The sequence below is a fragment of the Serratia sp. BIGb0234 genome, assembly GCF_024809915.1.
Lineage (GTDB): Bacteria > Pseudomonadota > Gammaproteobacteria > Enterobacterales > Enterobacteriaceae > Serratia > Serratia liquefaciens.
The window spans coordinates 144,638-169,593 of the sequence record NZ_JANUEI010000006.1 but is presented as its reverse complement, the minus strand read 5'-3'; the positions used below and the strand labels follow the sequence as shown (position 1 = coordinate 169,593).

Here is a 24,956-nt window from a genome sequence, read left to right as displayed (position 1 = left end):
GGCGGTCAGCGGCAAGAAATAAGGAGGATTTGCATGACTTCAGGTATAGTTGCCGGATGAATTTTCTCGCTCATCTCCATTTGGCCCAGCTTGCGGAAAGCTCGTTACTGGGCAATCTGTTGGCCGACTTCGTGCGCGGCAACCCCGCAGGCGAGTACGATCCCGAGGTGGTGGCCGGCATTATGATGCACCGCCGCGTCGACGTATTGACCGACAGCCTGCCGCAGGTCAAAGCCTGCCGCGACTATTTCTCTGCAGAACACCGGCGCGTAGCGCCAATCACGCTCGACGTGGTATGGGATCACTTTCTGGCTCGCCACTGGCAGCAACTGGAACCGTCCCTCAGCCTGCACGGCTTTACCCAGCAAGCCCGCAGCCAGATCGTGCCGCATTTGCCACTGACGCCGGCGCGCTTTCAGAATTTGAACGGTTATCTCTGGCCGGAACGCTGGCTGGAGCGCTACGCCGAACTGCCGTTTATCGGCAACGTGCTGGCGGGCATGGCCAGCCGTCGTCCACGCCTGGCGGCGCTGGCGGGCTCTTTCGCCGACGTAGAGCGCAATTATCATCAGCTTGAAACACAGTTCTGGCAGTTTTACCCACAGATGATGCAGCAGGCAAAAGAGAAAAAGCTGTAAGGTCAAACCAAACCCATTGAAAATGCGACGCTTTACAAGAAATTGCTTTTTAAGCCTTGCCCTTTTACGGGAAAAGGTTATTTTTAAAGCTCGCTAAATTTAATCAACGACTTTGATAGGTAAAAGCTATCTCATTGATTGGTCTTTTACCCTTTATTCACCCAGTCGTGGCCCCTATACTGGCCCTTGTTTTTACATCAACCCCTTAACACCTATTACAGGAGTAATTATGGTCCTGGTAACTCGTCAAGCCCCTGACTTCACCGCAGCTGCCGTACTCGGCAATGGCGAAATCGTTGAAAACTTCAACTTCAAGAAGCACCTGAACGGCAAACCGGCCGTCCTGTTCTTCTGGCCGATGGACTTCACCTTCGTATGTCCTTCTGAGCTGATCGCTTTCGATCACCGCTATGAAGAGTTCCAGAAGCGTGGCGTTGAAGTGGTTGGCGTTTCATTCGACTCAGAATTTGTCCACAACGCATGGCGTAAAACCCCAGTCGAAAATGGCGGCATCGGGGAAGTGAAATACGCAATGGTTGCTGACATTAAGCGTGAAATTCAGAAAGCTTACGGCATCGAGCACCCAGAAGCAGGCGTTGCCCTGCGTGGTTCTTTCCTGATCGACAAAGACGGCGTGGTTCGCGCTCAGGTTGTTAACGACCTGCCAATCGGCCGTAACATCGACGAAATGATCCGTACCGTTGACGCATTGCAATTCCACGAGCAGCACGGCGAAGTGTGCCCGGCTCAATGGGAAAAAGGCAAAGCAGGTATGGGCGCTTCTCCAGACGGCGTAGCTAAATACCTGTCCGAAAACGCTTCCAAGCTGTAATTTCAGCCCGTTAGCGTATCAACCGGCCCTTGTGGCCGGTTTTTTTTGCGCCAAATTAGGGCGTACTGCCCAGTTATCGTGCTTCATTTCCTTGTTTCCGCTCACATTTCCCCGGCGGTTTTCCGCGCGTATCCCTATCAGCAGCTAGTATCAATAACGCTGGCCCACTCTTTGCACGACACCGGTGGCAAGCCAAACACAATAAGAAAACTGACAGGGTAGGAATAACTATGTTTTTACAGAAATGGAGCAAGCCGCTGACCATGGCGGCGCTGCTGGTCAGCAGCAGCCTGTATGCCGCATCCAATCCGGCGGTCGAAGCCAAAAACGGCATGGTGGTAACATCGCAACATCTGGCCTCTCAGGTCGGCGTCGATATCCTGAAACTGGGCGGTAATGCCATAGACGCAGCCGTGGCTGTGGGTTACGCGCAAGCGGTGGTCAACCCGTGCTGCGGCAACATCGGCGGCGGGGGCTTTATGACGGTGCACCTGGCTGACGGCACCGATACCTTTATCAATTTCCGTGAAACCGCGCCGGCGGCGGCCAATGCCAACATGTATCTGGATGCCGAGGGCAACGTGAAGAAAGGTGCCAGCCTGTATGGCTATCTGGCGGCGGGCGTGCCGGGTACGGTACTGGGAATGGAAACTGCGCGCGTTAAATACGGCAAGCTGAGCCGCGAACAGGTCATGGCGCCGGCCATCAAACTGGCGCGCGAGGGCTTTATCTTGACCCGTGCCGACACCGATATTCTCGATACGACCGTCGCGCGCTTTAAGCAAGATCCGGAATCCGCCAAAATCTTCCTGCGCGCTGACGGCACGCCACTGCAGCCGGGCGATCGCCTGGTGCAAAGCGATTTGGCCAACACCCTGACCGCTATCGCCAAAGAGGGGCCAGACGCCTTCTACAAAGGCAAAATCCCCCAAGCGGTAGAGGCGGCAGCCAAACAAGGCGGCGGTATCCTGACCGCGGCCGATTTCGCCAACTACAAAGTGACCGAAACCCCGCCGATCACCTGTAGCTATCGCGGCTATAAATTTGTATCGGCGCCCCCACCCAGCTCAGGCGGCGTGACGCTGTGCGAAATCCTCAACGTGGTTGAGGGTTATGACCTGAAAAGCATGGGCTTCAATTCGGCAGCGGCAATCCATACCATGACCGAAGCGATGCGCCACGCCTATATGGACCGCAACACCTACCTTGGCGACCCGGAGTTCATCAAGAATCCGATCGACAGGCTGGTCAGCAAGAGCTATGCCGAAGAAATCCGCAAGAAAATCGTCGCTGACAAAGCTACACCGTCGGAAAACGTACAGCCCGGCATGGAACCCCACGAGAAGCCGGAAACCACCCATTACTCGATTGTCGATCATGATGGCAACGCCGTCTCTACCACCTATACCGTTAACGGCCGCTTTGGCGCGGTGGTGATCGCACCGGGCACCGGCTTCTTCCTCAATGATGAAATGGATGACTTCACCGTCAAGGTCGGCGAGAAAAACCTCTATGGCCTGGTGCAGGGTACCGCCAACAGCATTGCCCCCGGTAAGCGCCCACTATCATCGATGAGCCCGACGCTGGTGACCAAAGACAATAAAATCTTTATGGTACTCGGCTCGCCGGGCGGCTCCCGCATCATCACCATCACCCTGCAGACCGCGCTCAACGTGATTGACCACGGCATGGCGCCGCAAGAGGCGGTAGATGCGCCACGTATCCACCATCAGTGGTTGCCGGATGAGGTTTACTACGAGCAGCGCGGCGTTTCTGCCGATACGCTTAAAATCCTTGCCGGTATGGGTTACAAGATGGTTGAGCAAACGCCGTGGGGCGCGGCCGAGCTGATTCTGGTGGGCCTGCCGGGTGCCGCGGGAGTCAGCCCGGCCAACTCCGGCAACGATTCGGCAGTGTCCGGCAAGGTGCGCGAAGGCTACCTGTACGGTGCCAATGACGTTCGCCGCCCAGCCGGTTCTGCCGTGGGATATTGATCGGCTCATTGGGCGTGTGAACGCCCACTCACTGAATTAAGGGCCGGGATACCGTAATGTCGTTCACTTAAGGTGTTTTTTAGGCCTGTTCAATATTTTTTCGGTCGATAAACGGGTAAAGCTCCATGAGGCTCTTAAGCTCCGACCGAGCAAGGCGGCGTTGTCAGGGGCAACCGGCCAGGGAAGGCCGGTTGAGGCGAGACTAACAGGGAGGTTTGTCGTAGCCGACCCGCCCGACAACGCGGGTGCAGCGAGGGTATCCGCGCAGCGGACAGAGGGTGTTAAGCGAGGGCGCGGGTGGAGGGGCCGCGCCTACGGCCCCTCCCATTGCCGTTCATTGCGGTGGCAGAGAAATGCGGGATATTGACGGCAATTCTGCCTGCACTGAGCCTTCAGGGACCGAATAAAAAATGCCCGTCAGGCTTAAGTGAACAGCATTGCAGAATATCGGCCCTTCCTGCCTTAACCCAGCCGCCGCCACAGGGTCACGGACTCTTCACCCAGCTGCAGCGCCATCGCATTCTGCGTTTCTTCCATTTCGCCCTTTCCTTCCAGCCGCTGCCATTGGCCTGCGGCCAGCAACGGCGTGTACGGCAACGTCACTGCACCGCTGCCAGCACGCTGCAATGCCACCAACACCTGTTCTTGTTGATAGAGACGCACAAATACCAAGGTCTCTCCGACCGCGTGCAGCACCTGACAGCCACCGCGACGCAGCGCCAGGCTCTGTTTGCGTAGCGCCGCCATTCGCTGGAACAAAGCCAGCAGGGGCCGATCCCAGTGGCTCTCATCCCACGGGAAGGGTTTACGACAAAACGGATCGTTGGCGCCATCCAGGCCAATTTCATCGCCATAATATAAACAGGGCACACCGATCCAACTCATCAGCCACACTGCCGCCATCTGCATCCGCGCCCGGTTGCCCTGCAATAGCGTCAGAAAGCGCGCGGTATCGTGGCTGTCGAGTTGATTGAACTGGATCAACTGGCGGCCATGCGGCAAGCCTGCCCGGTAGCCGTCCATCCATTGTGCACACTCCGCCGCCGACATCCGCACCGGGTGATGCGCGACGTCCAATCCGGCGAGGAACCCCCTCACCGGCAGGGCAAAGCCCATGTAGTTCATCGCCGCATCTTCAACGCCGGCATGCAGCCAGCGCCGCGCATCGCCAAAATGCTCGCCCAGTACATAGGCCTGCGGATTTTCCTGCTTAACCGCGTGATAAATGCCTGCCAGATGCCGCAGGTTGCCGGTGGCCCCGCCGTTTTCACCCAGCATATGCACCACGTCCAGCCGCCAGCCGTCAATGCTGTAGGGCGGGCGTAACCAATGGCGCACTACGCTGCCCTCACCGCGATAAATCGCCTCCGCCACCTGGGGTTCGGCAAAGTTGAGCTTCGGCAGGCTGGCGTTGCCCTTCCAGTCAAGCGCACGGCCATCCGGGTAGAAATTAAACCAGCCACGATAGGGAGAATCCGGGTGGTGGCAAGCGCCGCTGTCGCCTTGCTGGTGACGATCAAACCACGGGTGGGAATCGCCGGTATGGTTAAATACCCCGTCGAGTACCAGTTTCATCCCCACCTTGTGAGTGCTCACTCGCAAACGTTGCAAGGCGACGTTGCCGCCCAAATAGGGATCGACCTGATAATAGTCTTCGGTATCGTATTTATGCACGCTGGGTGCGGTAAAGATCGGGTTCAGATAGAGCGCCGTCACGCCCAATTGCTGCAGGTAAGGCAATTTTTGGCTAATGCCGTCCAGGTCGCCGCCATAGAAGGTGGACGCGGCGTGTCGGTCCTCCAGCGGCTGCTGCCAGTCACAGCGAACGACATCGCAGCCGGCGGCATGGTGACGATAGCTGCCGCTCTGAATGCCGTGTTCGCCGCCGCTGCTGGCAAAGCGATCGGGAAAGATTTGATAGAAAATCTGGTCGGCCACCCATTGCGGGCTGCTGTCGGGCACGTCGACGGCAAATTGCGTCAATTGTCCCGGCGGCGTCTGAGACTCTCCCTGTGGACCGAACCATTGCTGGCGGTCGGCCCAGACCAGCTTGAAGCAGTAACGGCGGGTTGCCTCGCCCTCATTCAGGGTCAGGCTGGCCTGGTACCGCTGCAACCCGCCAACCTGCTGCCCTTTCATGATCAGCAGCCATTCTTCATTGTCCGGCTCGGCGCGTAAAAAAACCTGTTCAGGCAGTTCATTGCCCTGTAACCACAGCGTGATATCCAGGCGTTGTCCCTTCTTCACCACAAAAGGCGGGACCGGTTGATGCCAGGCGTTAAGCATGACTTTCCTCCAGCTGTACAAAACGAAATCGACGACGTTATTCAATGCCACGAACAATGCCACGTTGAGTGTCAGTCCCCCTCATCTCTGGCCGGTAAACTCGGGGAGGAGCCGGGGGGTGGAGATAAGCAGTCAGCGCTAACCCTATGTAAAAAAGGGTAAACAGCCGCACATTATGACCCGTAACCATTAGGCTAACGTCTTTTGAGTGTATTGGATATTTTTTGCGCATTTTTTAAAGGAGCGGCAATGCAACAACAGATAACCCTGTGGCTGGAAAAATTCGGGCTGGAATTTAGCGGAGTCATGTCCCTGTTGATGGTGCTGGGACTGATCGTCCTGATTTCGGTAGTGATCCACCTGGTGTTGCACCGCGTGGTGTTGGCAGCAATCCAACGCCGTGGCCAACGGTCGCAGCGTGTCTGGCAGCAGGCGATCACCCAGTACAAGCTGTTCCAGCGCATGGCACTGTTGCTGCAAGGGGTGATCATTAATCTGCAGGCGGTGCTGTGGCTGCACGCCGGCAGTGAGACCCAGGCGATTATTGTCACCGCCGCTCAGGTGTGGATCATGGGCTTCGCCCTGCTGTCGCTGTTTTCCTTACTGGACACGCTGCTGGCAATGCTGCGCCAAAGCCCGATCTCCAATCAGTTGCCGCTGCGCGGTATTTTCCAGGGCCTGAAGCTGGTCGCGGCGATCCTGATCGGCATCATGATCGTTTCACTGCTGATGGGAAAATCACCCTTGCTGCTGCTCAGCGGCCTGGGGGCGATGACTGCGGTGCTGATGCTGGTCTTTAAGGACCCGATCCTCGGCCTGGTGGCCGGCATCCAGCTTTCCGCTAACGACATGCTGAGCATCGGCGACTGGCTGGAAATGCCGAAATACGGCGCCGATGGCGCGGTGACCGACATTGGCCTGACCACGGTGAAAGTGCGCAACTGGGACAATACCGTGACCACCATCCCGACTTACGCGCTAATCTCCGACTCCTTCAAAAACTGGCGCTCCATGTCGGAATCCGGTGGCCGTCGCATCAAGCGCAGTATCAATATCGACACCACCAGCGTGCATTTCCTGTCGGGAGAAGAACAACAGCGCCTGAACCGTAACCCGCTGCTGCAACGCTACCTGAACGATAAAACGCAGGAGCTGAGCCAGCATAATCAGCAGACTGGCGTAGATCTCAGTTCACCGCTCAACGGCCGCCGCCTGACCAACCTTGGCACGCTGCGCGCTTACCTGGTGGCCTATCTGCGCGCTCACCCCGGCATTCACCAGAATATGACGCTGATGGTGCGCCAGTTGGCACCGCTGCCAGAAGGTTTACCGCTGGAGATTTACGCTTTCACCAACACCACGGTTTGGGCTGAATACGAGAGCATTCAGTCGGATATCTTTGACCATATCCTGGCGGTGATTAACGAATTCGATTTGCGGGTGCATCAAACGCCGACCGGTAACGACATGCGCAGCATGCTGAACCCCCTGCGACAGGCGGCAGACATTTCCTGACGCAGGCTGACGTAACTGTTTCTGCTGGTAATTATTCTCCGCCAATTGCCAGCAGATATCTCCAGCCTCTTTTCTCGCTCACCTAAAGCGGTGTTAATACGCTCACCCAGCCACCGGAAAGAAGAGATGCCATTGCTGAAACAGGTAAAACATCGGCTGTTTACCCTGCTGGCCACGCTGTTGTTCATCGGCTGTTTGCACAGCGCTTCGCTGGATGAAAGCCGCATGAGCCGTACTCTGCAACCGTCGCTTAGCGCCCTGAGCAGCAACATGCAGGATATTCGCGAAGTGCTGGCACGCTGTGCCGGCGAGGGGAAAGAGGAAAGGCTGAGCGACAGCAGCCTGCGTATCGAAGCGCGCGCCTCCGGTGACGACGAACCTGAGGAAAAGCATTAAAAAAACACCGGCTCATGGCCGGTGTTTTCATCTTCAATCCTGTTGCTGCGCCAGCGTCGCCAGCTTCTTCTGGCGGTTGACCTTGAAGTAATATCCCGCCAGCAGCACCGCCACCCACACCAGCCCGGCGTACAGCGATACGCGAGTCGTTGGGAAGTAACCAATCAGACCGATGATAAACACCAGGAAGATGATCGCCACCACCGAGGTAAACACCCCGCCGCGCAGTGGGAACGCCAGGCCTTTCACCTGCTCTTTGCTCAGACTGCGACGGAAGGCAATCTGCGAGAACAGGATCATGATCCACACCCACACAGTGGCGAAGGTCGCCAGTGAAGCAATCACCAGGAACACGTTTTCCGGCATGATGTAGTTGAGATACACCGCCAGCAACAGCGCCAGCATCATCACCACCACTGTGACCCACGGGATCCCGCGTTTGGACACCTTGCTGAACATCTTCGGCGCATGGCCCTGCTCGGCCATGCCGTGCAGCATGCGGCCAACGCCAAACACATCGCTGTTAATCGCCGACAGCGACGCGGTGATCACCACAAAGTTAAGGATGCCCGCCGCCACGGTAATGCCCATATGCTGGAAAGTCAGCACGAACGGACTGCCGTTGGTACCCACCTGATTCCACGGGTAGATAGACATAATGACAAACAGCGTACCGACGTAGAACACCAGGATACGCCACGGTACCGAGTTGATGGCCTTGGGAATGGAGGTTTTCGGGTCCTTGGCTTCACCGGCAGTGATACCGATAATCTCGATACCGCCGTAGGCGAACATCACCAACTGTAGCGACAGGATCATGCCGATAAAGCCGTTGCTGAAGAAGCCGCCGTTAGACCACAGGTTATGGATGCCGGTCGGCTGCCCACCGTTGCCAATCCCCCAGATGATGATACCGATACCGGCGGCAATCATGATGATGATGGTGGCGACTTTAAAGAAGGAGAACCAAAACTCCAGCTCGCCGAACACCTTCACGCTCATCAGGTTGATGGCGCCTATCACCAGCACCACGCTCAGCACCCAAATCCAGTGCGGCACCTCGGGGAACCACACGCCCATATAGATGCCGAAAGCGGTCACGTCGGCAATCGCAACGATCAGGATTTCAAAACAGTAGGTCCAACCGGTGATATATCCGGCCATCGGGCCCAGGTAGTCCTGTGCATAACGCGAGAACGAACTGGCCTGCGGGTTGTTGACCGACATCTCGCCCAGCGCACGCATGATGATAAAAGCGACGATGCCGCCGATCAGGTACGCCAGCAAAACGCTAGGGCCGGCCATTTTAATCGCGTCCGCCGAACCGTAGAACAGGCCGGTGCCGATAGCCGAACCCAAAGCCATAAAGCGAATGTGACGGGTGCTGAGACCGCGTTTTAGCTTATTGGGCGTGGGAGCGGTGGGTGACTGTTGTTGCATGAAAATAACCCGTGTTTTTTAAACGTAAAAAAGCCACGGACAAGTCCGTGGCCCAAAATTTAGCCGGGGGATTAGGAGTGCGCGGTCACTTCGGAACGCGTACAAACCCGGTCATAAATCGCGACCAGCACCAGCATCAACAGCGAAGGCGACAACCATGCCAGACCCTGTTCTGCCAGCGGCAGGTGATTGGTCCAATCCGGCAACACTTGCTGGAAGGCGGACGCTTTCACCGCGTCAAGGATACCAAACAACAGGCTGACTAACATCACCGGCGCGATAATACGCGGCGCGCTGTTCCACCAACGCAGGGTGAAGCTCAGCACCACCAGCACGATGCACGGCGGGTAAATCGCGGTCAGCACCGGAATGGAGATTTGGATCAGATGGCTCAGGCCCAGGTTGGACACCACCATCGAGAACAGCCCCAGAATAAACACCAGCGTCTTGTAGGAGAACGGCAGATATTGGGCAAAGAACTCGGCGCAAGCGCAGGTCAGGCCAACCGCAGTCACCATACAGGCGATGAAAATCAGCGCCGCCAGGAAGAAGCTGCCCAGCCCACCGAAGGTGTTTTGCACGTAAGCATGCAGGATCACCGCGCCGTTGGTCGCGTCGGGTACCAACACGCCGCTGCCGGAGCCCAGTTTAAACAGGCTCAGATAAACCAGCGTCAGGCCCACACCGGCAATCAGCCCGGCCAGGATGGTGTAACGCGTCAGCAAACCGGCATCTTTGACGCCGCGGGAACGCGCAGCATTAACGATGACGATGCCGAATACCAGCGCGCCCAGCGTATCCATGGTCAGATAGCCGTTGACGAAGCCGGAAGAGAAAGGAACGTTCTGATAAATGTCGGTCGCCGGGATAGGCGTACCTGCCGGCCAAACCAGCGCGGCGATGCCGAGCGCGCCCAGAGCAACAATTTTCAACGGTGCCAGCACGTGACCCACGGTATCGAGCAGGCGGCCCGGATACAGCGAGATGCCGATCACCAACGCGAAGTACACCAGGCTGTAAATAAACAGCGGCATGGCGCCATCACCGGTCAGCGGTGCAATGCCCACTTCAAAGGAGACGGTCGCGGTACGCGGCGTGGCGAACAGCGGGCCTACGGCCAGATAGCAGACGGTAGCCAGCAACAGACCGGCGCGACGGCCAATCGGCGAGCTCAGGGCGTCAATGCCGCCACCGACGCGCGCCAGGGCGATCACGGTCATCACCGGCAGACCGACGGCGGTGATCAGAAAGCCGATAGCTGCGGTCCAGACGTGTTCACCGGACTGTAAACCGACCATCGGCGGGAAAATGATATTCCCGGCGCCGACGAATAAGGCAAAGGTCATAAAACCCAATGCGATAATATCTTTTGACGTTAAACGATGACTCATACGATGTCGTGTTGCCTGTTCAAATGAAAAAAAATGCCCGATATGGAGGTAGCGTTAAGCCCCATCCGGTTGCCGGCTTGCCATTTCATCGCGAGACCAATAAGAGCAGAAAACGCATAACGTCCGGCGTTTTGTCCTTATTCGAAAGTGACCACTCATGATGATGGGCAGAGTTTTAGGAGTTATAAATGGAGGTTTAGTCCGACAACGGAGGCTAAGTTAAACGTTTATAGCGTTGAAAGGCAAGTCGCATGACAAAAAGCAGAGCTATCGACCAGATTATCTTTCGACACCAGTTGATCATAGGGGCTATCAATAAATATACAATACATGATTTGTATCATTTTTGAGCAACGCATTCACAAAACGTGAAGAAGGTGCCTCATGACCGCGCGAAACCGCCAATAAACCACCAGTTTCCGCGCGGTCTGAACCGATTTTTTGCCCTACCAAACCTGCTCGGCAATATTCACCACGCTTTGCAGTTTATTCCACTGCTGCTGCTCACTCAGGCTGTTGCCCTCTTCAGTCGAAGCGAAACCGCACTGGGTGCTGAGGCAAAGCTGTCGACGGTCGACAAACTGCGCCGCCTCTTCAAGCCTTTGTTTCACCTGCTCAGGGTTTTCCAGTTCCCCGTTTTTGGTGGTAATCAGGCCCAGCACCACCTGCTGTTTGCCCGGCTTGATAAAACGCAGCGGCTCGAAACCACCGGAACGCTCATTGTCGTATTCCAGGAAGAAAGCGTCGATATTCACCTGACCAAACAGGATCTCCGCCACAGGTTCATAGCCGCCCTCGGAGATCCAGGTGGAGCGGAAATTACCGCGGCAAACGTGCAACCCGATGATCAGATCCTCCGGCTTGTCGGCGATCGCCGCATTCAGCACATCCGCGTAAATGCGCGCCAGAAGATCCGGATCCTCTCCACGCTCGCGGATCTGCCGCCGTTGATCGTCAGAGCACAGGTAGGCCCACACGGTGTCATCCAGTTGCAGATAGCGGCAACCGGCATCATAAAACGCCTTGATCGCCTCGCGGTAGGTCTGCGCCAGATCGTCAAAATAGCCGTTCAGATCCGGGTAAACCTGGCTGTCGATGGCCTTACGCCCACCGCGAAAGTGCAGCACGCTCGGGCTTGGAATGGTCATCTTCGGCACCGCATCACCGGCGATGGCCTTCAGAAAACGAAAGTCCTCCAGCATCGGATGTTGCGGGTTGAAGCCCAATTTGCCGACCACCTTGATACTGCGCGCCCGCGTTTGTACGCCGTTAAACTGGATCCCCTGCTCCGCGTCATAACCTTCCACGCCGTCCAGCCCTTCCAAAAAGTCGAAGTGCCACCACGCTCGACGGAATTCTCCATCCGTCACGACTGCCAAACCGAGATCTTTCTGTTTTGCCACCGCCAGACGGATCTGTTGGTCTTCAACTTCCCGTAACTGAAGGGCATCAATCTCGCCCTGCAGAAACTGTTGGCGAGCGGTTTTCAGCGCCGCAGGGCGTAACAGACTGCCGACAACGTCAGCGTGAAAGGCAGAATTGCAATCGCACATAATATGACTCCCGCTAGCCGGCAAAAGCTCGGGCCTTTGCCTCAGTGATTTACAGTGTGAACTATTACGCCGGGCCATTAAATAGACTTCCAGACGTCTAGATGACTTATAATCAGCATGCTGTCACGTCGACTGACGGGCGGCAACGGAAGAATTTTCACAGGGGATGAAAGAAATTCATGTTGGGCACTCAAGGTGCCCAGAGGCAGGCTTATTGCAGGCCCAGCGCCAGGCGGGTTTTCTGCAGAGTCTGCGGCGGCAGTGGCAGATAGCCGTCGTGATTGACCAGATTTTGCCCGGTGTCCGACAGCACGCGATCGAGAAATGCCGCCGTCAGCGGCTCCAGCGGCTGGTTGGGCGCTTTATTAATGTAAATATACAGATAGCGCGACAACGGATAGCTGCCGTTACGCACATTGGCGTCATTTGGCGTTACATAGTTTTGGCCGGTCTCCGCTAGCGGCAACAGCCGTACGCCGCTGGCGCGAAAACCGATGCTGGCATAGCCGATACTGTTCAGCGAACCGGCCACCGCCTGCACGACTGAAGCCGAGCCCGGCAGCTCATTGACGCGCGGCATAAAATCGCCGCCGCACAGCGCACGCAGTTTGAAATAGCCGTAGGTGCCGGAGGCCGAATTACGTCCAAAACGTTGCAGCGCACGCTGTTGCCAATCACCGGTCAGCCCCAGTTCCCCCCATCTCGTCAAAGGCTGGCTTTCGCCACAGCGCAGAGTCGCGGAGAAAATTCGGTCGAGCTGCTGCAGATTAAGACCGCGCAGCGGATTGTCCTGATGCACCAGCACCACCAGCGCATCGACCGCGACCGGTACCGCCAACGGCGCATAACCGTAACGATGCTCGAATGCAGAGACTTCCGCGGCCTTCATCGGGCGGCTCATCGGGCCAAGCTGCGCTGCACCAGCCGCCAATGCGGTTGGCGCCGTGGAGGAACCGGCGGCCTGGATTTGCAGATTAACGTTGGGATAATGCTGGCTGAAGTCCTGCGCCCACAGCGCCATCAGGTTCGCCAGCGTATCGGAGCCGACGCTAGACAGGTTGCCGGACAGCATGCCATCCGGCTGTGCCAGCGCGCTTCGGCTTGCCAACAGCGCCAGGCAAAGCAACAGCCCTCGGGTGATTCGGATCATGCCAGCCTCTCGCGTTAATTTTTCACCGCATTCTCTGACAAAGCTGCGGGAACAATCAACCGGTTAGGCAAGGTAAAGATAAATCGGGTGCCGATGCCCTGCTCGCTAAGGATCTCCAGCCGCGCATCGTGGTGACTGAGCGCATGCTTGACGATCGCCAACCCCAACCCGCTGCCGCCGGTCTGGCGTGAACGGGCTTTGTCAACGCGGTAGAAGCGTTCGGTCAAACGGGGAATATGTTCGGCCGCGATACCCGGCCCATTATCACTGACCTGAAACTGCGCGCCGCTTGGCGTCTGCTGCCAGCTGACCTCAATATTGGTGCCTTTCGGCGTATGATTGACGGCGTTATACACCAGATTCGACACCGCACTGCGAAGTTGGTCATCGTTACCGAACACTTTCAACTGCTCATTCACCCGGAAGGTGATCTCGTGGTTGCCGCCGCTCAGCGATTGCGCCTCACGTTGTAACACCCGCAACATCAGGGGGATATCAACCCGCTCGTTCATTTCAACGTTAGGCGCCGCCTCGATGCGCGACAGCGTCAGCAGTTGCTTGACCAGTCCGTCCATGCGGCGAGTCTGCTCCTGCATGGTGCCCAACGCCTTACCGCGCAGCGAACCATCCAGCTCTTCGTCGCTCATCATTTCCAGGTAACCCTGCAATACCGTCAGCGGCGTGCGCAGCTCGTGGCTGACGTTAGCGAAGAAGTTGCGCCGAGCCCCTTCCAGTTGACGCATCTGGGTCACATCGCGGGCTACCATCAATAATTGCCCTTCGGAGTAGGGCATCACACGAAACTCGACGTAATGCTCGTTATTCAGTTGCAGCGTCAAAGGGCGGGAGAACTCCTGCTGTTGCAGATAGTGACTGAACTCCGGATAACGCAACAGGTTGAGAATGTGCTGGCCATTGTCTTCCGGCCAGCGGAAACCCAGCAAATGCTGCGCCAGCCCGTTGCACCAAAAGATATTGCCTTCGACGGTAGTCATCACTACCGCATCGGGCAGCGATTCCGCTCCGCTACGGAAGCGTTTGATCAACAGCGCCAGCTCACGGCGCCGACGACGGTTCCGTTGCTGCATCTGATACAAGCCGTAAAACAGCGGTTCCCAGCTCCAGCGGCCAGGCGGCGGCGTCATGCTGCGGTCAACCCACAGCCAGTGGGAAAGTTTGAGTTGATTGTAGAAATTCCATACCAACGCCGCCAGCACGGAGGCCAGCAGCAGCCAGGGCAGATAACCGAAAATCAGCCCCAACAGTAAGGCAGGCAGGCAGAAAAGGGCCAGCTCCAGGGCCAGCCTCTTCCAGGATAGACGTTCTAACACGGCATATTCTCCAGCGCGGCGCGATCAGTAGCGCGTTGAGAATCGGTAGCCGGTGCCCCGAACGGTTTGAACCATTTTGTCATGACCACTGGTCTCTAACGCCTTACGGAGCCGACGGATGTGCACGTCAACGGTGCGGTCTTCCACATAAACGTTAGTGCCCCAGACGTGATTAAGCAACTGCTCACGGCTATAAACGCGTTCAGGATGGGTCATAAAGAAGTGCAACAGCTTGAACTCGGTCGGCCCCATATCCAGCGCTTGTTCGTTAGCCATCACGCGGTGTGAGGAAGGGTCCAGGCTCAGCCCTTGCATTTCAATCACTTCTTCCACCGCCATCGGTGAAATACGGCGCATTACCGCCTTGATGCGCGCCACCAGTTCCTTCGGTGAGAAGGGTTTGGTGATGTAATCGTCCGCCCCGACTTCCAGGCCGCGCACCCGGTCTTCTTCTTCACCGCGCGCGGTCAACATCATCACCGGAATATCGCGGGTCAGCGCTTCACGTTTCATATGTTTAATAAACTGAATGCCCGATCCCCCGGGTAACATCCAGTCGAGCAACACTAAATCAGGGAACGGCTCAGACAGGCGCGTCACGGCGCTGTCATAATCCTCAGCTTCCAACGGTTGGTAACCATTCTGTTCCAACACAAAGCACACCATCTCACGGATCGGCGCTTCGTCTTCCACCACCAGTATGCGTCTTGCCATCGTCAATCCTGCCAATGTGTTAGCGATCACAGTTGATTGCGGGCGCCATTATGCGTCAGTTTTGTGACACTTTTATGAAAAAAGCGGGCTGTTATAGGCAGTAAGCATAGCGATTATTTCCAACGTCAAAGAAAAATCATTCAGTTGTCATAATGATTGCGTCACGACAGCCGCCGCAACGCCCTTTATAATCACCGCCATTACCCTATCGTCCCGGGAGTGTCATGCGCCTGATCCACACCTCTGACTGGCATCTTGGCCAGTACTTTTTCACCAAAAGCCGCGCCGCCGAGCATCAGGCATTTCTGCGCTGGCTGATCGAACAGATCGAACAACACCAGGTGGATGCGCTGATCGTCGCCGGGGATCTGTTCGATACCGGCTCGCCGCCAAGCTACGCCCGCGAGCTGTATAACCGCTTCGTGGTGGAACTGCAGCGTACCGGCTGCCAGTTGGTGGTGTTGGGCGGCAATCACGACTCCGTGGCCACCTTAAATGAATCGCGTGAATTACTTTCCTGCCTGAATACCACCGTGATCGCCAATGCGCAGAGCGAAATCGAACAACAGGTGCTGGTGCTGAATCAACGCGACGGCCAACCGGGTGCGGTATTGTGCGCCATTCCTTTTCTGCGCCCGCGCGATCTGCTCACCAGCCGCGCCGGTGAGTCCGGGGTGCAAAAACAGCAGGCGCTGCAAGAGTCTATCGCCGACCACTATCACACCCTGTACCAGGCCGCCTGTGCGCGCCGTGATGCCCTGGGCTTGCCGCTGCCCATCGTCGCTACCGGCCATCTGACCACCGTCGGCGTCACCACGTCCGACTCGGTGCGCGACATCTATATTGGTACGCTGGATGCCTTCCCCGCACAGGCGTTCCCGCCGGCCGATTACATCGCGCTGGGGCATATTCATCGCGCGCAAAACGTCGCCAAATCTGAACATATTCGCTACAGCGGCTCCCCTATCCCGCTCAGTTTTGACGAGTTGGGCAAGGCCAAAAGCGTGTTTATGGTGGATTTCGCGGCGGGTGCCCTGCAACAGGTCAGCGCGTTGGAGATCCCAAGCTTCCAACCGATGCAGCTCATTAAGGGAGATTTGGCGCAGATCGAGCAGAAATTACGGCTGTTCGCCGATTATCAGGGTGAATTACCGGTATGGCTGGATATCGAAGTGGCGACCCAGGATTACCTTAGCGACATTCAGCGTCGCATTCAGCTGCTGGCCGATCAACTACCAGTAGAGGTCGTGCTGCTGCGCCGCAGTAAGGAGCAGCGTCGCCAGGCCATTGAACAACAAGACAAAGAAACACTCAACGAACTAAGCGTCACCGAGGTCTTTGAGCGGCGGCTGGCGCAGGAACCCGAGATGGCCGAAGCGCGCAAACAGCGAATGAGTCAGATGTTCCAACAGGTGGTCGAAGCCGTACGGCACCAGGATCAGGAGCCGAACCAATGAAAATCCTCAGCCTGAGATTAAAAAACCTCAATTCGCTGCAGGGGGAATGGAAGATAGACTTCACCGCCGAGCCCTTCGCCAGCAACGGATTATTTGCCATCACCGGCCCCACCGGCGCGGGTAAAACCACCCTGCTGGACGCCATCTGTTTGGCACTGTACCACCAGACGCCGCGCCTGAATGTCACGCCAAGCCAAAATGAGCTGATGACCCGCCACACCGCCGAGTCGCTGGCGGAGGTCGAGTTTGAGGTTAAAGGTGTCGGTTACCGCGCGTTCTGGAGCCAGCGCCGTGCCAAAAACTCCCCGGACGGCAACCTGCAGGCGCCGAAGGTGGAGCTGGCGATGCGCGATGACGGCAAAATCCTGGCCGATAAAGTCCGCGACAAGCTGGATCTTACCGCTGCGATCACCGGACTGGATTTCGGTCGTTTTACCAAATCGATGATGCTGTCTCAGGGGCAGTTCGCTGCCTTCCTGAATGCCGATGCCAATGATCGGGCCGAACTGCTGGAAGAGTTGACCGGCACCGAGATTTACGGCCAGCTTTCCGAGCGCGTTTTCGAGCAGCACAAACAGGCCAAAACCGATCTGGACGCGTTGCATCAGCGCGCCAGCGGCATTGAGTTGCTGAACGAAGAACAGCGCCAACAGCTGGAAAGCCAGCTCGTGGAGCTCAGTTCGCAGGAAAATGCCCTCAGCGAACAGACCCAGCGTCAGCAACGGGCGTTAAACTGGCTACAGCAATGGCAACAGACGCAACAGAAACAGCAGGAATACCAGCGTCAGTTGAGCGCCGTACAACAGGAGCAGGCTGAAGCAGAACCGCAACTTCAGCAGTTGGCGCGCAGCGAGCCGGCAGAGAAACTGCGCCCACTGCTCAACGAACGCAACCGCTGCCGCAGCGATCAACAGGCGCTACAACAGCAGATTGCCCAGTTGACGCAGCAACAGGAGCAACAGCTTGCCCAGATGACCCCGTTGCAGCAGGCAGTGGAACAAGCACGTGCTCAACTGCAGGCGCATGTCGAACACCAGCAGATCCAACAACGGCTGATCGACGAGCAGATCGTCCCGCTCGACCACCAGATAACCCAGTTGCAAAAAACGCAGACAGAACTGCAACAGGCCTGCGATGCCGCCACGCAACAGTACGCTCAGCAACAAGCGGAGTTGGAACAACTTGAGGTTTTACGAGCCCGGCTCACCGCCCAGGCCGGACAGCAGCAGGAGCAGCTTAACGGCCTCACTGCCGCACTGGCAGCGCAGCAACAGCAGCAAAATGCGCTGGAAGCCCAAGCCCCCCTAACAGCGCTGCGCCAACGTCAGACCGAACTGGCCGAGCTGCGTCCGGTGCGCCAGCAATTATTTACCCTCTCCTCGCTGTTTGGCCAGGTCAGCGAACGTCTGGAACAACAACGCAAGGAGTTCACGGCCCGTCAGACCCAGCTCAGCGAGCTTGAAAAGCAGCTTGAAGAAACACGCCAGCAGTACAAACAGCAAAAAGCACATCAGACGGACGTAGAGAAAGCCCTTGAGCTGGAGCAACGCATCGTCAGCCTGGAGGCGGAACGCGCTCGCCTGCAAACCGGCGAACCTTGTCCACTGTGCGGATCTTCCGAGCATCCGGCCATCGAACAGTATCAGGCGGTAAAACCCTCTGAGACAGCACTGCGTCTGGCCGATATGCGCGTCAAAACCGAGGCTTTGTACACCCAGGGCACCGAGCTGCGCACCCGCTGCGAAAGCCTGAAAGAGCAACTGCAGCGCCAGCAACATCTTATCGGCCAAGATGAACAACAGCTGGCCGCTCATCGTCAGCAATGGCAAACCCTCAGCACGCCTCTGGCGTTTGATTTTGATCTGCAGGACACCGCTCGCCTTAGCCAGTGGTTAAGCGATTGCGACAATGAGGAGCGTCAGGCTCAGGCCAGTCTGCTGCAACACGAGCAGGCAGCCCAGGCGGTACAGCAGGCTAAAGACCGGTTGGCCGCACTGCAGACACAGCAGCAACAGGCGCAGCAAGAAAAGGCACTGCTGGACGAGCGTTTCAAACTGCTGGAAAAAAGCCACGCCGAGGCCCAATCTCAGCAGCAACGCCTGCAGCAACAGCGTCAAGAAGCAGAGCAAGCTCTGGGCGAACAACGTACGCAGCGGCTGGCGCTGTTTGGCGAACAGCAAATCGTGCAGGTGCGTGAACAGCTGCGTGCCCGGCAGACGGCCTGCGAACAGGCTATACAACTGGCCGCAGAGCACTGGCAGAAGGCGCAGGAACAACGCGATCGTCTTGGCGGGCAACTTACCGGGTTGCAGCAACAGCTGTTGCACCTGGCCGAACGGCTGCAACAGGCGGAGCAAGATTGGCTGCAAGCGTTGTCCACCAGCGAATTCGACGACGAAGCGGCCTTCAACGCTGCCCTGTTGAATGACGATCAGCGCCAACAATTGCAACGGCGCAAAGAGCAGCTGCAGCAACGACAGGTTGAAGCCAGCGCCCTGCTGACCCAGGCCGTAGCCAATCTGGAACAGCAACGCCAACAGCGTCCGGAAGGGCTGGATGAAAGCCAGGCCGATCCCCAAACTCTGGGCCAGGATCTGGCCGCGCTGGCGCAGCAGCTCAAAACTCTGCAGCTCCGACAGGGTGAAGTGCGCAACCAGTTGGAAAGTGATGCCGCGCGCCGTCTCAATCAGCAGTCGCTGTTTGAGCAAATCAGCCAAAGTCAGCAACAATACGACGACTGGAGCTACCTCAATCAGCTCATCGGCTCCAAAGAGGGGGATAAATTCCGTAAGTTTGCCCAAGGACTGACGCTCGATCATCTGGTGTACCTGGCCAATAACCAGTTGGGCCGGTTGCACGGCCGCTATCTGCTGCAGCGCAAAACCAGTGATGCACTGGAATTGCAGGTGGTGGACACCTGGCAGGCGGACGCACTGCGCGACACTCGAACCCTGTCCGGCGGTGAAAGCTTCCTGGTGAGCCTTGCGCTGGCGCTGGCGCTGTCCGATCTGGTCAGCCACAAGACCAGTATCGATTCGTTGTTCCTTGACGAGGGCTTCGGTACGCTGGATGCGGAAACTCTGGACACCGCGCTGGACGCACTGGACAGCCTGAACGCCTCCGGCAAAACCATCGGCGTGATCAGCCACGTTGAAGCCATGAAAGATCGTATTCCAGTGCAGATTAAGGTGAAAAAGGTGAACGGCCTCGGTATCAGCCGGCTGGAGCCGCAGTTCCGGCTGGAATAACGTTACCCTGAGCTCGGAAATGTGACCGTGGCGTCACTCCCCGGTCAAAAACATTGAGCCGCCGCTGACAAGGTTTATGATGCTATCGATAACAGGATTGTTACTGTAAATATACAGGCAAAACCTGACGCACGGGATCGCTCCTGGACGTCAGGTTTTTTCGTTTTCAGCATGCTGAAACATCCGGGAAAAACCATGAAGATCGCAAAAATACTTAATAATAACGTGGTGATTACGCTGGACGACCGTCAGGAAGAGACGGTGGTTATGGGAAAAGGTATCGGCTTTAAAAAGAAGGCTGGCGATCTGCTGGACGAAAACCTGATCGAGAAGGTCTTCACCCTTAACGGCAGCGAAATGGCTGAGCGCTTTAAAACGCTGCTGTCGGAGATCCCCCTGGCCTGCGTGACCACGGCCGACAAAATCATCACCCTCGCCCGCCAGCGCTTGCCGGGCAAGCTGCATAACATCGTTTATATCACGCTGACCGATCACATCCACTTTGCGCTGCAGCGCCATGCCCAGGGGCTGGACATCAAAAACGTGCTGCTGTGGGAAATCAAGAAGCTCTACCCAGCCGAATTTGCCGTCGGGCTGGAGGCACTGACGCTGATCGCCGAACGGCTGGGCACCACGCTGCCGGAGGACGAAGCCGGGTTTATCGCCCTGCACCTGGTCAACGCCCAGTTGAACGATGAAATGCACAACACCCTGCATATCACTCGCGTCATGCAGGAAATCCTGAATATCGTCAAATACCATTTCCGTTTTGACTACAACGAAGAAGCCCTGAGCTATCACCGCTTTATCACTCACCTGAAGTTCTTCGCCCAGCGTCTGCTGGGTAAAAACTACGTCGACAGCGATGACGACTCACTCTATCTGGTGGTGAAAGAAAAGTACCCTGACTCCTTTGCCTGCGCAGGCAAGATCAATCAGCACATCGAAAAAAACTATCAGCATCAACTCACGCGGGAAGAGATGATGTTTCTGACCATTCATATCGAACGGGTGCGCAGCGAAAGCGAGGCAAGATAGGTTTAGCGACGGGCGTCAAACACCCGAATGCCGTACGGCGGAAACCAGCGTCAGCCCTTCGGCCTGCGCCTGGGCGAGCAGCATGCGATCGAAATCTCCCAAATGCTGGCCGCGCTGACAAACACCAGATTAGCGCATGGGTATCCAGCAGCAGACGCCTCATTCATCAGCTAAGTTAGCTAAAGCATAGAGCGCATCTGGTTTTTATACGGTGAATGGATTAAAGCGCGAGCAGGCCCGCGCTTTTTTGCAACGGTTACACTTGCGGCCACAGCCAGGCTGCACCGCGTACGCCGCTGGAGTCACCGTGAACGGCTTTACGGATCGGGGTTTCACACTCGCCACCGAAAACCCAGGATTTCACCAACTGCGGCACACGCTGATAAAGACGGTCCACATTGCTCATACCGCCGCCCAACACCACCACGTCCGGATCAAAAATATTGATCACGTGCGCCAGCGATTTGGCCAACCGCAGCTCATAGCGGCTAATGGCTTGCTCCGCCAGGGTATCTCCCTGCGCCACCAGCGCCATGATCTCATGCCCCTTTAGCGGATTACCGCTCAGGCGCGAATAATCGGTGGCAAAGCCGGTGCCGGAGATAAAGGTCTCGATACAGCCCTGCTTGCCACAGTAGCAGGGAACCTCTGCACGAAAACGCAGTTCGTCATCGTCCAGCCACGGCAGCGGGTTATGCCCCCATTCGCCAGAGATGCCGTTACCGCCCGAATGCGCCTGGCCGTTGATCGCCACCCCTGCGCCGCAGCCGGTGCCAATAATCACCGCAAACACCGTTTGTTTGCCGGCGGCCGCGCCGTCGGTAGCCTCCGAAACCGCCAGGCAGTTGGCGTCGTTGGCGATACGGACTTCACGCGCCAGCATCGCCGACAGGTCTTTGTCCAGAGGCTGGCCGTTGAGCCACACCGAGTTGGCGTTTTTTACCAAGCCGGTATAAGGCGACAGCGTACCGGGAATGCCTACCCCGACCGATCCCTGCTGCCCAGTATTTTCTTCCGCCAGTTTCACCAGACCGGTGATGGCCTCCAGCGTTTGCTGATAGTCATGGCGCGGCGTGGCAATACGATGGCGGAACAGTTCCCGTCCGTCGTTGGCCAACGCGATCACTTCAATTTTGGTGCCACCCAGGTCGATACCAATGCGCACGATTTTTCTCCTCAATGCACAACAACGTTGCTACAGCCTAATGTAACCGGCTTTCGGGATCACCCCATTAACGCCGAGTGTGACGGCGATGGCAATTTCCGCATCAGAACCGCACCGGCTGCCGCTTATTAATTAGCCATCGGGTACACTGGATTTTATCAGTTAACCTATTGATAACATTTTTACGCATCATAAAATTCGGAGAGCAGCGATGAAACCTGCCATATTGATCGTCGACGACGATCCCGCTATCTGTGATCTGCTTTGTGACGTGCTCAATGAGCACGTGTTTACCGTACATGCCTGCCACCGGGGCAGCGAGGCGCTGACGCTACTCAGCCAGCAGCCGGATATTGCGCTGGTGCTGCTGGATCTGATCCTGCCGGACACCAACGGCCTGCTGGTGTTACAGCAGATCCACCGCCTGCGTCCGGATCTGCCGGTGGTGATGCTGACCGGTCTCGGCGCCGAGTCCGACGTGGTGGTCGGCCTGGAAATGGGCGCCGACGATTATATCGCCAAACCCTTTAATCCACGCGTAGTGGTCGCTCGCGCCAAGGCGGTTTTGCGCCGTACCGGTGCGCTGGCGTTGGAACCTGCCGCTGTCGGCCAGACCAGAGCGGAAGGCTGGCAGTTCAACGGCTGGTGTCTGGACACCAACCGCTGCACGCTGCACAACCCTCAGCGCCAGGCTGTCGATCTGACTCAGGGCGAATACGGCTTGTTGCTGGCGCTGGTACAACATGCGCGTAAAGTACTGACCCGCGATCGCCTGCTGGAGCTGACCCACGGCGAAACGCTGGAGGTCTTCGATCGCACTATCGACGTGCTGATCATGCGGCTGCGCCGCAAGATCGAAATCAATCCGCATCAGCCCGAACTGATCCGCACCATTCGCGGGCTGGGTTACGTCTTTGCCGCCGACGTCAGCCAGCCGGTGGCTGCCGCCTGATAAAATCCTGCAGCTCCGGCAGCGGCCGAGCACCGTCGACAGCATTGGCGCACAGCAGATTGAAACGCGCACAGGCATGCGCCAGCTGCAGTGTCTCCACCAAAGGCCAGTCTTCATGGCTGGCATACAGCACGCCGGCGCAGAACGCATCACCGGCACCGACGCTGCCGACGATTTCAGTTTCCCTCACCTGCCACGAGGGTTGCCAACGCGCTTCGCCACCGCTCTCCAGCCCGTAGGCCCCTTCCGGGCAATGGATCACCACCCGCCGCCGCACACCGGCCTGCAATAATTGTTCTGCGGCCTGCGCCATCAGTGACTGCTGTAACGAGCCATTAGCCGTACGCAGCGCCAGTCCGGTAAATTCACCGGCTTCCAGCTCGTTGATCACCAGATAGTCCAGCCAGCGCAGCGCCGGCAACACCAAAGGCCGATAGCGTGGATCGCCCTGGCGCGACACCAGATCCAACGAAGTCTGGTAACCGCGCTGCTGCATTTGCGCCAGCAGGCGTGCGCTACGGGTGCCGAATTCCTCGTCCGGACAATCCAGGCTGTCGAGCAGCAGCAGATAGCCCAGGTGGAAAATTTTATGATTGCTGTGCAGCGCGTCAAAATCGCCGAGGTCCAACAACCGATTCGCGCCCGGCGCATGGAAAAAGGTCCGCTGTCCACCCGGCTCGGTCATCACCTGCGACATCGAGGTCATCGCCGTTTCGCTGCGACGCACCCGGCCGCTGTCGACTTGGTACTGCGCCAGCATTTGCAAAATATAGTCACCATCGGCATCGCAGCCGATCAGCCCCAGCGCCGCCAGCGGCAACCCGGTTTCCATACGCGCCAGCGTCAGCAATACATTAAGCGGCGCACCGCCGGTGGCACGCTGGCTATGTTCAATCTCCACCAGCCAGCCCGGCTGAGGCCAATGCGCAATTTGATGGACATGATCCACCAGCATGTTACCGGCAGAAACAATGCCACGCCGGCTCATCACAACCGCCCGGCGCTGCCGAAAATATGCATCTGCTGCTGCACCACTTCGCTGATCGAGCGCTCCACCGCCAACAGCACTTCGGCAAACTCATCATAAATCGCGTGACGCTGCGTCATCCGCTGTTCAATCGCCCCCAGCGCCGCTTGCGACATGCCGGTATAGAAGTTGATTTTGTGAATGCCCAGGCCGATGGCCCGCTTGAAGTCTGCATCGCTGATGCCGGAACCGCCGTGCAGCACCAAAGGAATGCCAGCCTGCTGCTGGATAGCCGCCAGACGTTCGAAATCGAGCTTAGGTTCGCCCTTGTATTTGCCGTGCGCGTTGCCGATCGCCACCGCCAGTGCATCGATGTCGGTCAATTCGACAAACTCGCGCGCCCGCCGTGGGTCGGTAAATTTATTGCTGTCGGCCTCGCCATACAGAGCACCGCCTTCGTCACCGCCGACGGCACCCAGTTCGGCCTCCACCGAGACGCCCACCGCATGACACATGCGCACCACTTCCTGCGTTTGACGCACATTTTCTTCATAACTCAGGCCGGAACCGTCAAACATTACCGAGCTGAATCCGAGACGCAATGCCTGCACCACCGCCTCAAAATGCAGACCGTGATCGAGGTTCAACACCACCGGAATGTCGTGCTGCGCCGCCTCACTTTTGATCGCCGCGACCAAAGACTCCAGCGACACGTACTTAAAGTGGACTTCGGCAATATTGATGATAAAGGGCGATCGCGCGGCCTGCGCCGCGGCAAACAACGCGCGCAGGAAATGGCTGTCGAGCACGTTGAACGCACCCAGCGCATAGCCGTGTTGACGCGCGTGCGCTAACCCCTGTGCCAGTGAAATCAATGCCATGGTGCATC

19 protein-coding genes are annotated in these 24,956 nt (G+C 57.3%); 9 read left to right on the top strand and 10 right to left on the bottom strand.

Annotation, left to right across the window (positions count from 1 at the left end):
- Positions 1-56 precede the first annotated feature (56 nt).
- The 3 genes from M2407_RS20540 (at position 57) to ggt (ending at position 3,464) form a co-directional block, all read left to right on the top strand.
- Entirely contained in the window at positions 57-638 is a 582-nt protein-coding gene (locus M2407_RS20540; protein ID WP_020825460.1) for an ACP phosphodiesterase, read from the top strand.
- Positions 639-867: 229 nt separating this feature from the next.
- The gene (locus M2407_RS20535; RefSeq protein WP_020825459.1) at positions 868-1,470 is read left to right on the top strand and encodes a peroxiredoxin C; all 603 of its coding nucleotides are present in this window, start codon (positions 868-870) and stop codon (positions 1,468-1,470) included.
- 230 nt (positions 1,471-1,700) lie between these two features.
- Positions 1,701-3,464, top strand: coding sequence for a gamma-glutamyltransferase (gene ggt, locus M2407_RS20530; RefSeq protein ID WP_046374366.1), 1,764 nt, complete (start codon positions 1,701-1,703; stop codon positions 3,462-3,464).
- A gap of 462 nt (positions 3,465-3,926) precedes the next feature.
- Here the strand turns inward: ggt and malZ are convergent, their stop codons facing one another.
- The gene (gene malZ / locus M2407_RS20525; protein ID WP_259219222.1) at positions 3,927-5,750 is read right to left on the bottom strand and encodes a maltodextrin glucosidase; all 1,824 of its coding nucleotides are present in this window, start codon (positions 5,748-5,750) and stop codon (positions 3,927-3,929) included.
- Between the two features lie 249 nt (positions 5,751-5,999).
- Between malZ and M2407_RS20520 the strand changes: the two genes are divergently transcribed.
- Both M2407_RS20520 and M2407_RS20515 read left to right on the top strand, forming a co-directional pair.
- Complete coding sequence (locus M2407_RS20520) at positions 6,000-7,265, top strand: mechanosensitive ion channel family protein (protein ID WP_128864409.1); 1,266 nt, start codon at positions 6,000-6,002, stop codon at positions 7,263-7,265.
- Between the two features lie 132 nt (positions 7,266-7,397).
- Complete coding sequence (locus M2407_RS20515) at positions 7,398-7,661, top strand: hypothetical protein (RefSeq protein ID WP_048759760.1); 264 nt, start codon at positions 7,398-7,400, stop codon at positions 7,659-7,661.
- Positions 7,662-7,694: 33 nt separating this feature from the next.
- On the opposite strand, the gene proY is transcribed toward M2407_RS20515, so the two are convergent.
- The 6 genes from proY to phoB form a co-directional block, all read right to left on the bottom strand.
- Positions 7,695-9,101 carry a proline-specific permease ProY gene (gene proY, locus M2407_RS20510; RefSeq protein WP_020825454.1) on the bottom strand — a complete coding sequence of 469 codons (1,407 nt, stop codon included), beginning with the start codon at positions 9,099-9,101 and terminating at the stop codon, positions 7,695-7,697.
- A gap of 71 nt (positions 9,102-9,172) precedes the next feature.
- On the bottom strand, positions 9,173-10,492 hold the full coding sequence (gene brnQ / locus M2407_RS20505) for a branched-chain amino acid transport system II carrier protein (RefSeq protein WP_020825453.1): 1,320 nt from the start codon (positions 10,490-10,492) through the stop codon (positions 9,173-9,175).
- A gap of 446 nt (positions 10,493-10,938) precedes the next feature.
- On the bottom strand, positions 10,939-12,045 hold the full coding sequence (locus M2407_RS20500) for a cobalamin-independent methionine synthase II family protein (RefSeq protein ID WP_115059877.1): 1,107 nt from the start codon (positions 12,043-12,045) through the stop codon (positions 10,939-10,941).
- 211 nt (positions 12,046-12,256) lie between these two features.
- A complete protein-coding gene (locus M2407_RS20495; RefSeq protein WP_130016248.1) occupies positions 12,257-13,195 on the bottom strand; it encodes a PstS family phosphate ABC transporter substrate-binding protein in 939 nt (312 codons plus the stop codon).
- 14 nt (positions 13,196-13,209) lie between these two features.
- Positions 13,210-14,526: a phosphate regulon sensor histidine kinase PhoR gene (phoR, locus tag M2407_RS20490; protein ID WP_020825450.1), complete on the bottom strand. Its 1,317-nt coding sequence runs from the start codon at positions 14,524-14,526 to the stop codon at positions 13,210-13,212.
- Between the two features lie 24 nt (positions 14,527-14,550).
- Complete coding sequence (phoB, locus tag M2407_RS20485) at positions 14,551-15,240, bottom strand: phosphate response regulator transcription factor PhoB (protein ID WP_020825449.1); 690 nt, start codon at positions 15,238-15,240, stop codon at positions 14,551-14,553.
- A gap of 224 nt (positions 15,241-15,464) precedes the next feature.
- Between phoB and sbcD the strand changes: the two genes are divergently transcribed.
- The 3 genes from sbcD to licT all read left to right on the top strand — a co-directional run bounded on the left by sbcD (position 15,465) and on the right by licT (position 20,983).
- Positions 15,465-16,697 carry an exonuclease subunit SbcD gene (gene sbcD, locus M2407_RS20480; RefSeq protein WP_259219202.1) on the top strand — a complete coding sequence of 411 codons (1,233 nt, stop codon included), beginning with the start codon at positions 15,465-15,467 and terminating at the stop codon, positions 16,695-16,697.
- Complete coding sequence (gene sbcC, locus M2407_RS20475; RefSeq protein WP_259219192.1) at positions 16,694-19,945, top strand: exonuclease subunit SbcC; 3,252 nt, start codon at positions 16,694-16,696, stop codon at positions 19,943-19,945. The genes sbcD and sbcC overlap by 4 nt, the downstream gene beginning before the upstream one ends.
- Positions 19,946-20,140: 195 nt before the next feature.
- Positions 20,141-20,983 (top strand): BglG family transcription antiterminator LicT, encoded by an 843-nt coding sequence (gene licT / locus M2407_RS20470; RefSeq protein ID WP_041415225.1) that lies wholly within the window; start codon positions 20,141-20,143, stop codon positions 20,981-20,983.
- 256 nt (positions 20,984-21,239) lie between these two features.
- On the opposite strand, the gene mak is transcribed toward licT, so the two are convergent.
- The gene (gene mak / locus M2407_RS20465) at positions 21,240-22,148 is read right to left on the bottom strand and encodes a fructokinase (protein ID WP_122077468.1); all 909 of its coding nucleotides are present in this window, start codon (positions 22,146-22,148) and stop codon (positions 21,240-21,242) included.
- 211 nt (positions 22,149-22,359) lie between these two features.
- Here mak and M2407_RS20460 point away from each other — a divergent pair, with 211 nt between their 5' ends.
- The gene (locus tag M2407_RS20460; RefSeq protein WP_046374374.1) at positions 22,360-23,100 is read left to right on the top strand and encodes a response regulator; all 741 of its coding nucleotides are present in this window, start codon (positions 22,360-22,362) and stop codon (positions 23,098-23,100) included.
- Here the strand turns inward: M2407_RS20460 and M2407_RS20455 are convergent.
- Together M2407_RS20455 and M2407_RS20450 are read right to left on the bottom strand one after the other, a co-directional pair.
- A complete protein-coding gene (locus M2407_RS20455) occupies positions 23,075-24,091 on the bottom strand; it encodes a carbohydrate kinase family protein (RefSeq protein WP_170868520.1) in 1,017 nt (338 codons plus the stop codon). The two genes, M2407_RS20460 and M2407_RS20455, sit on opposite strands and share 26 nt — an antisense overlap.
- Positions 24,088-24,948, bottom strand: a complete 861-nt coding sequence (locus M2407_RS20450; protein ID WP_128864405.1) for a ketose 1,6-bisphosphate aldolase — start codon at positions 24,946-24,948, stop codon at positions 24,088-24,090. The genes M2407_RS20455 and M2407_RS20450 overlap by 4 nt, the downstream gene beginning before the upstream one ends.
- Positions 24,949-24,956: the final 8 nt, after the last annotated feature.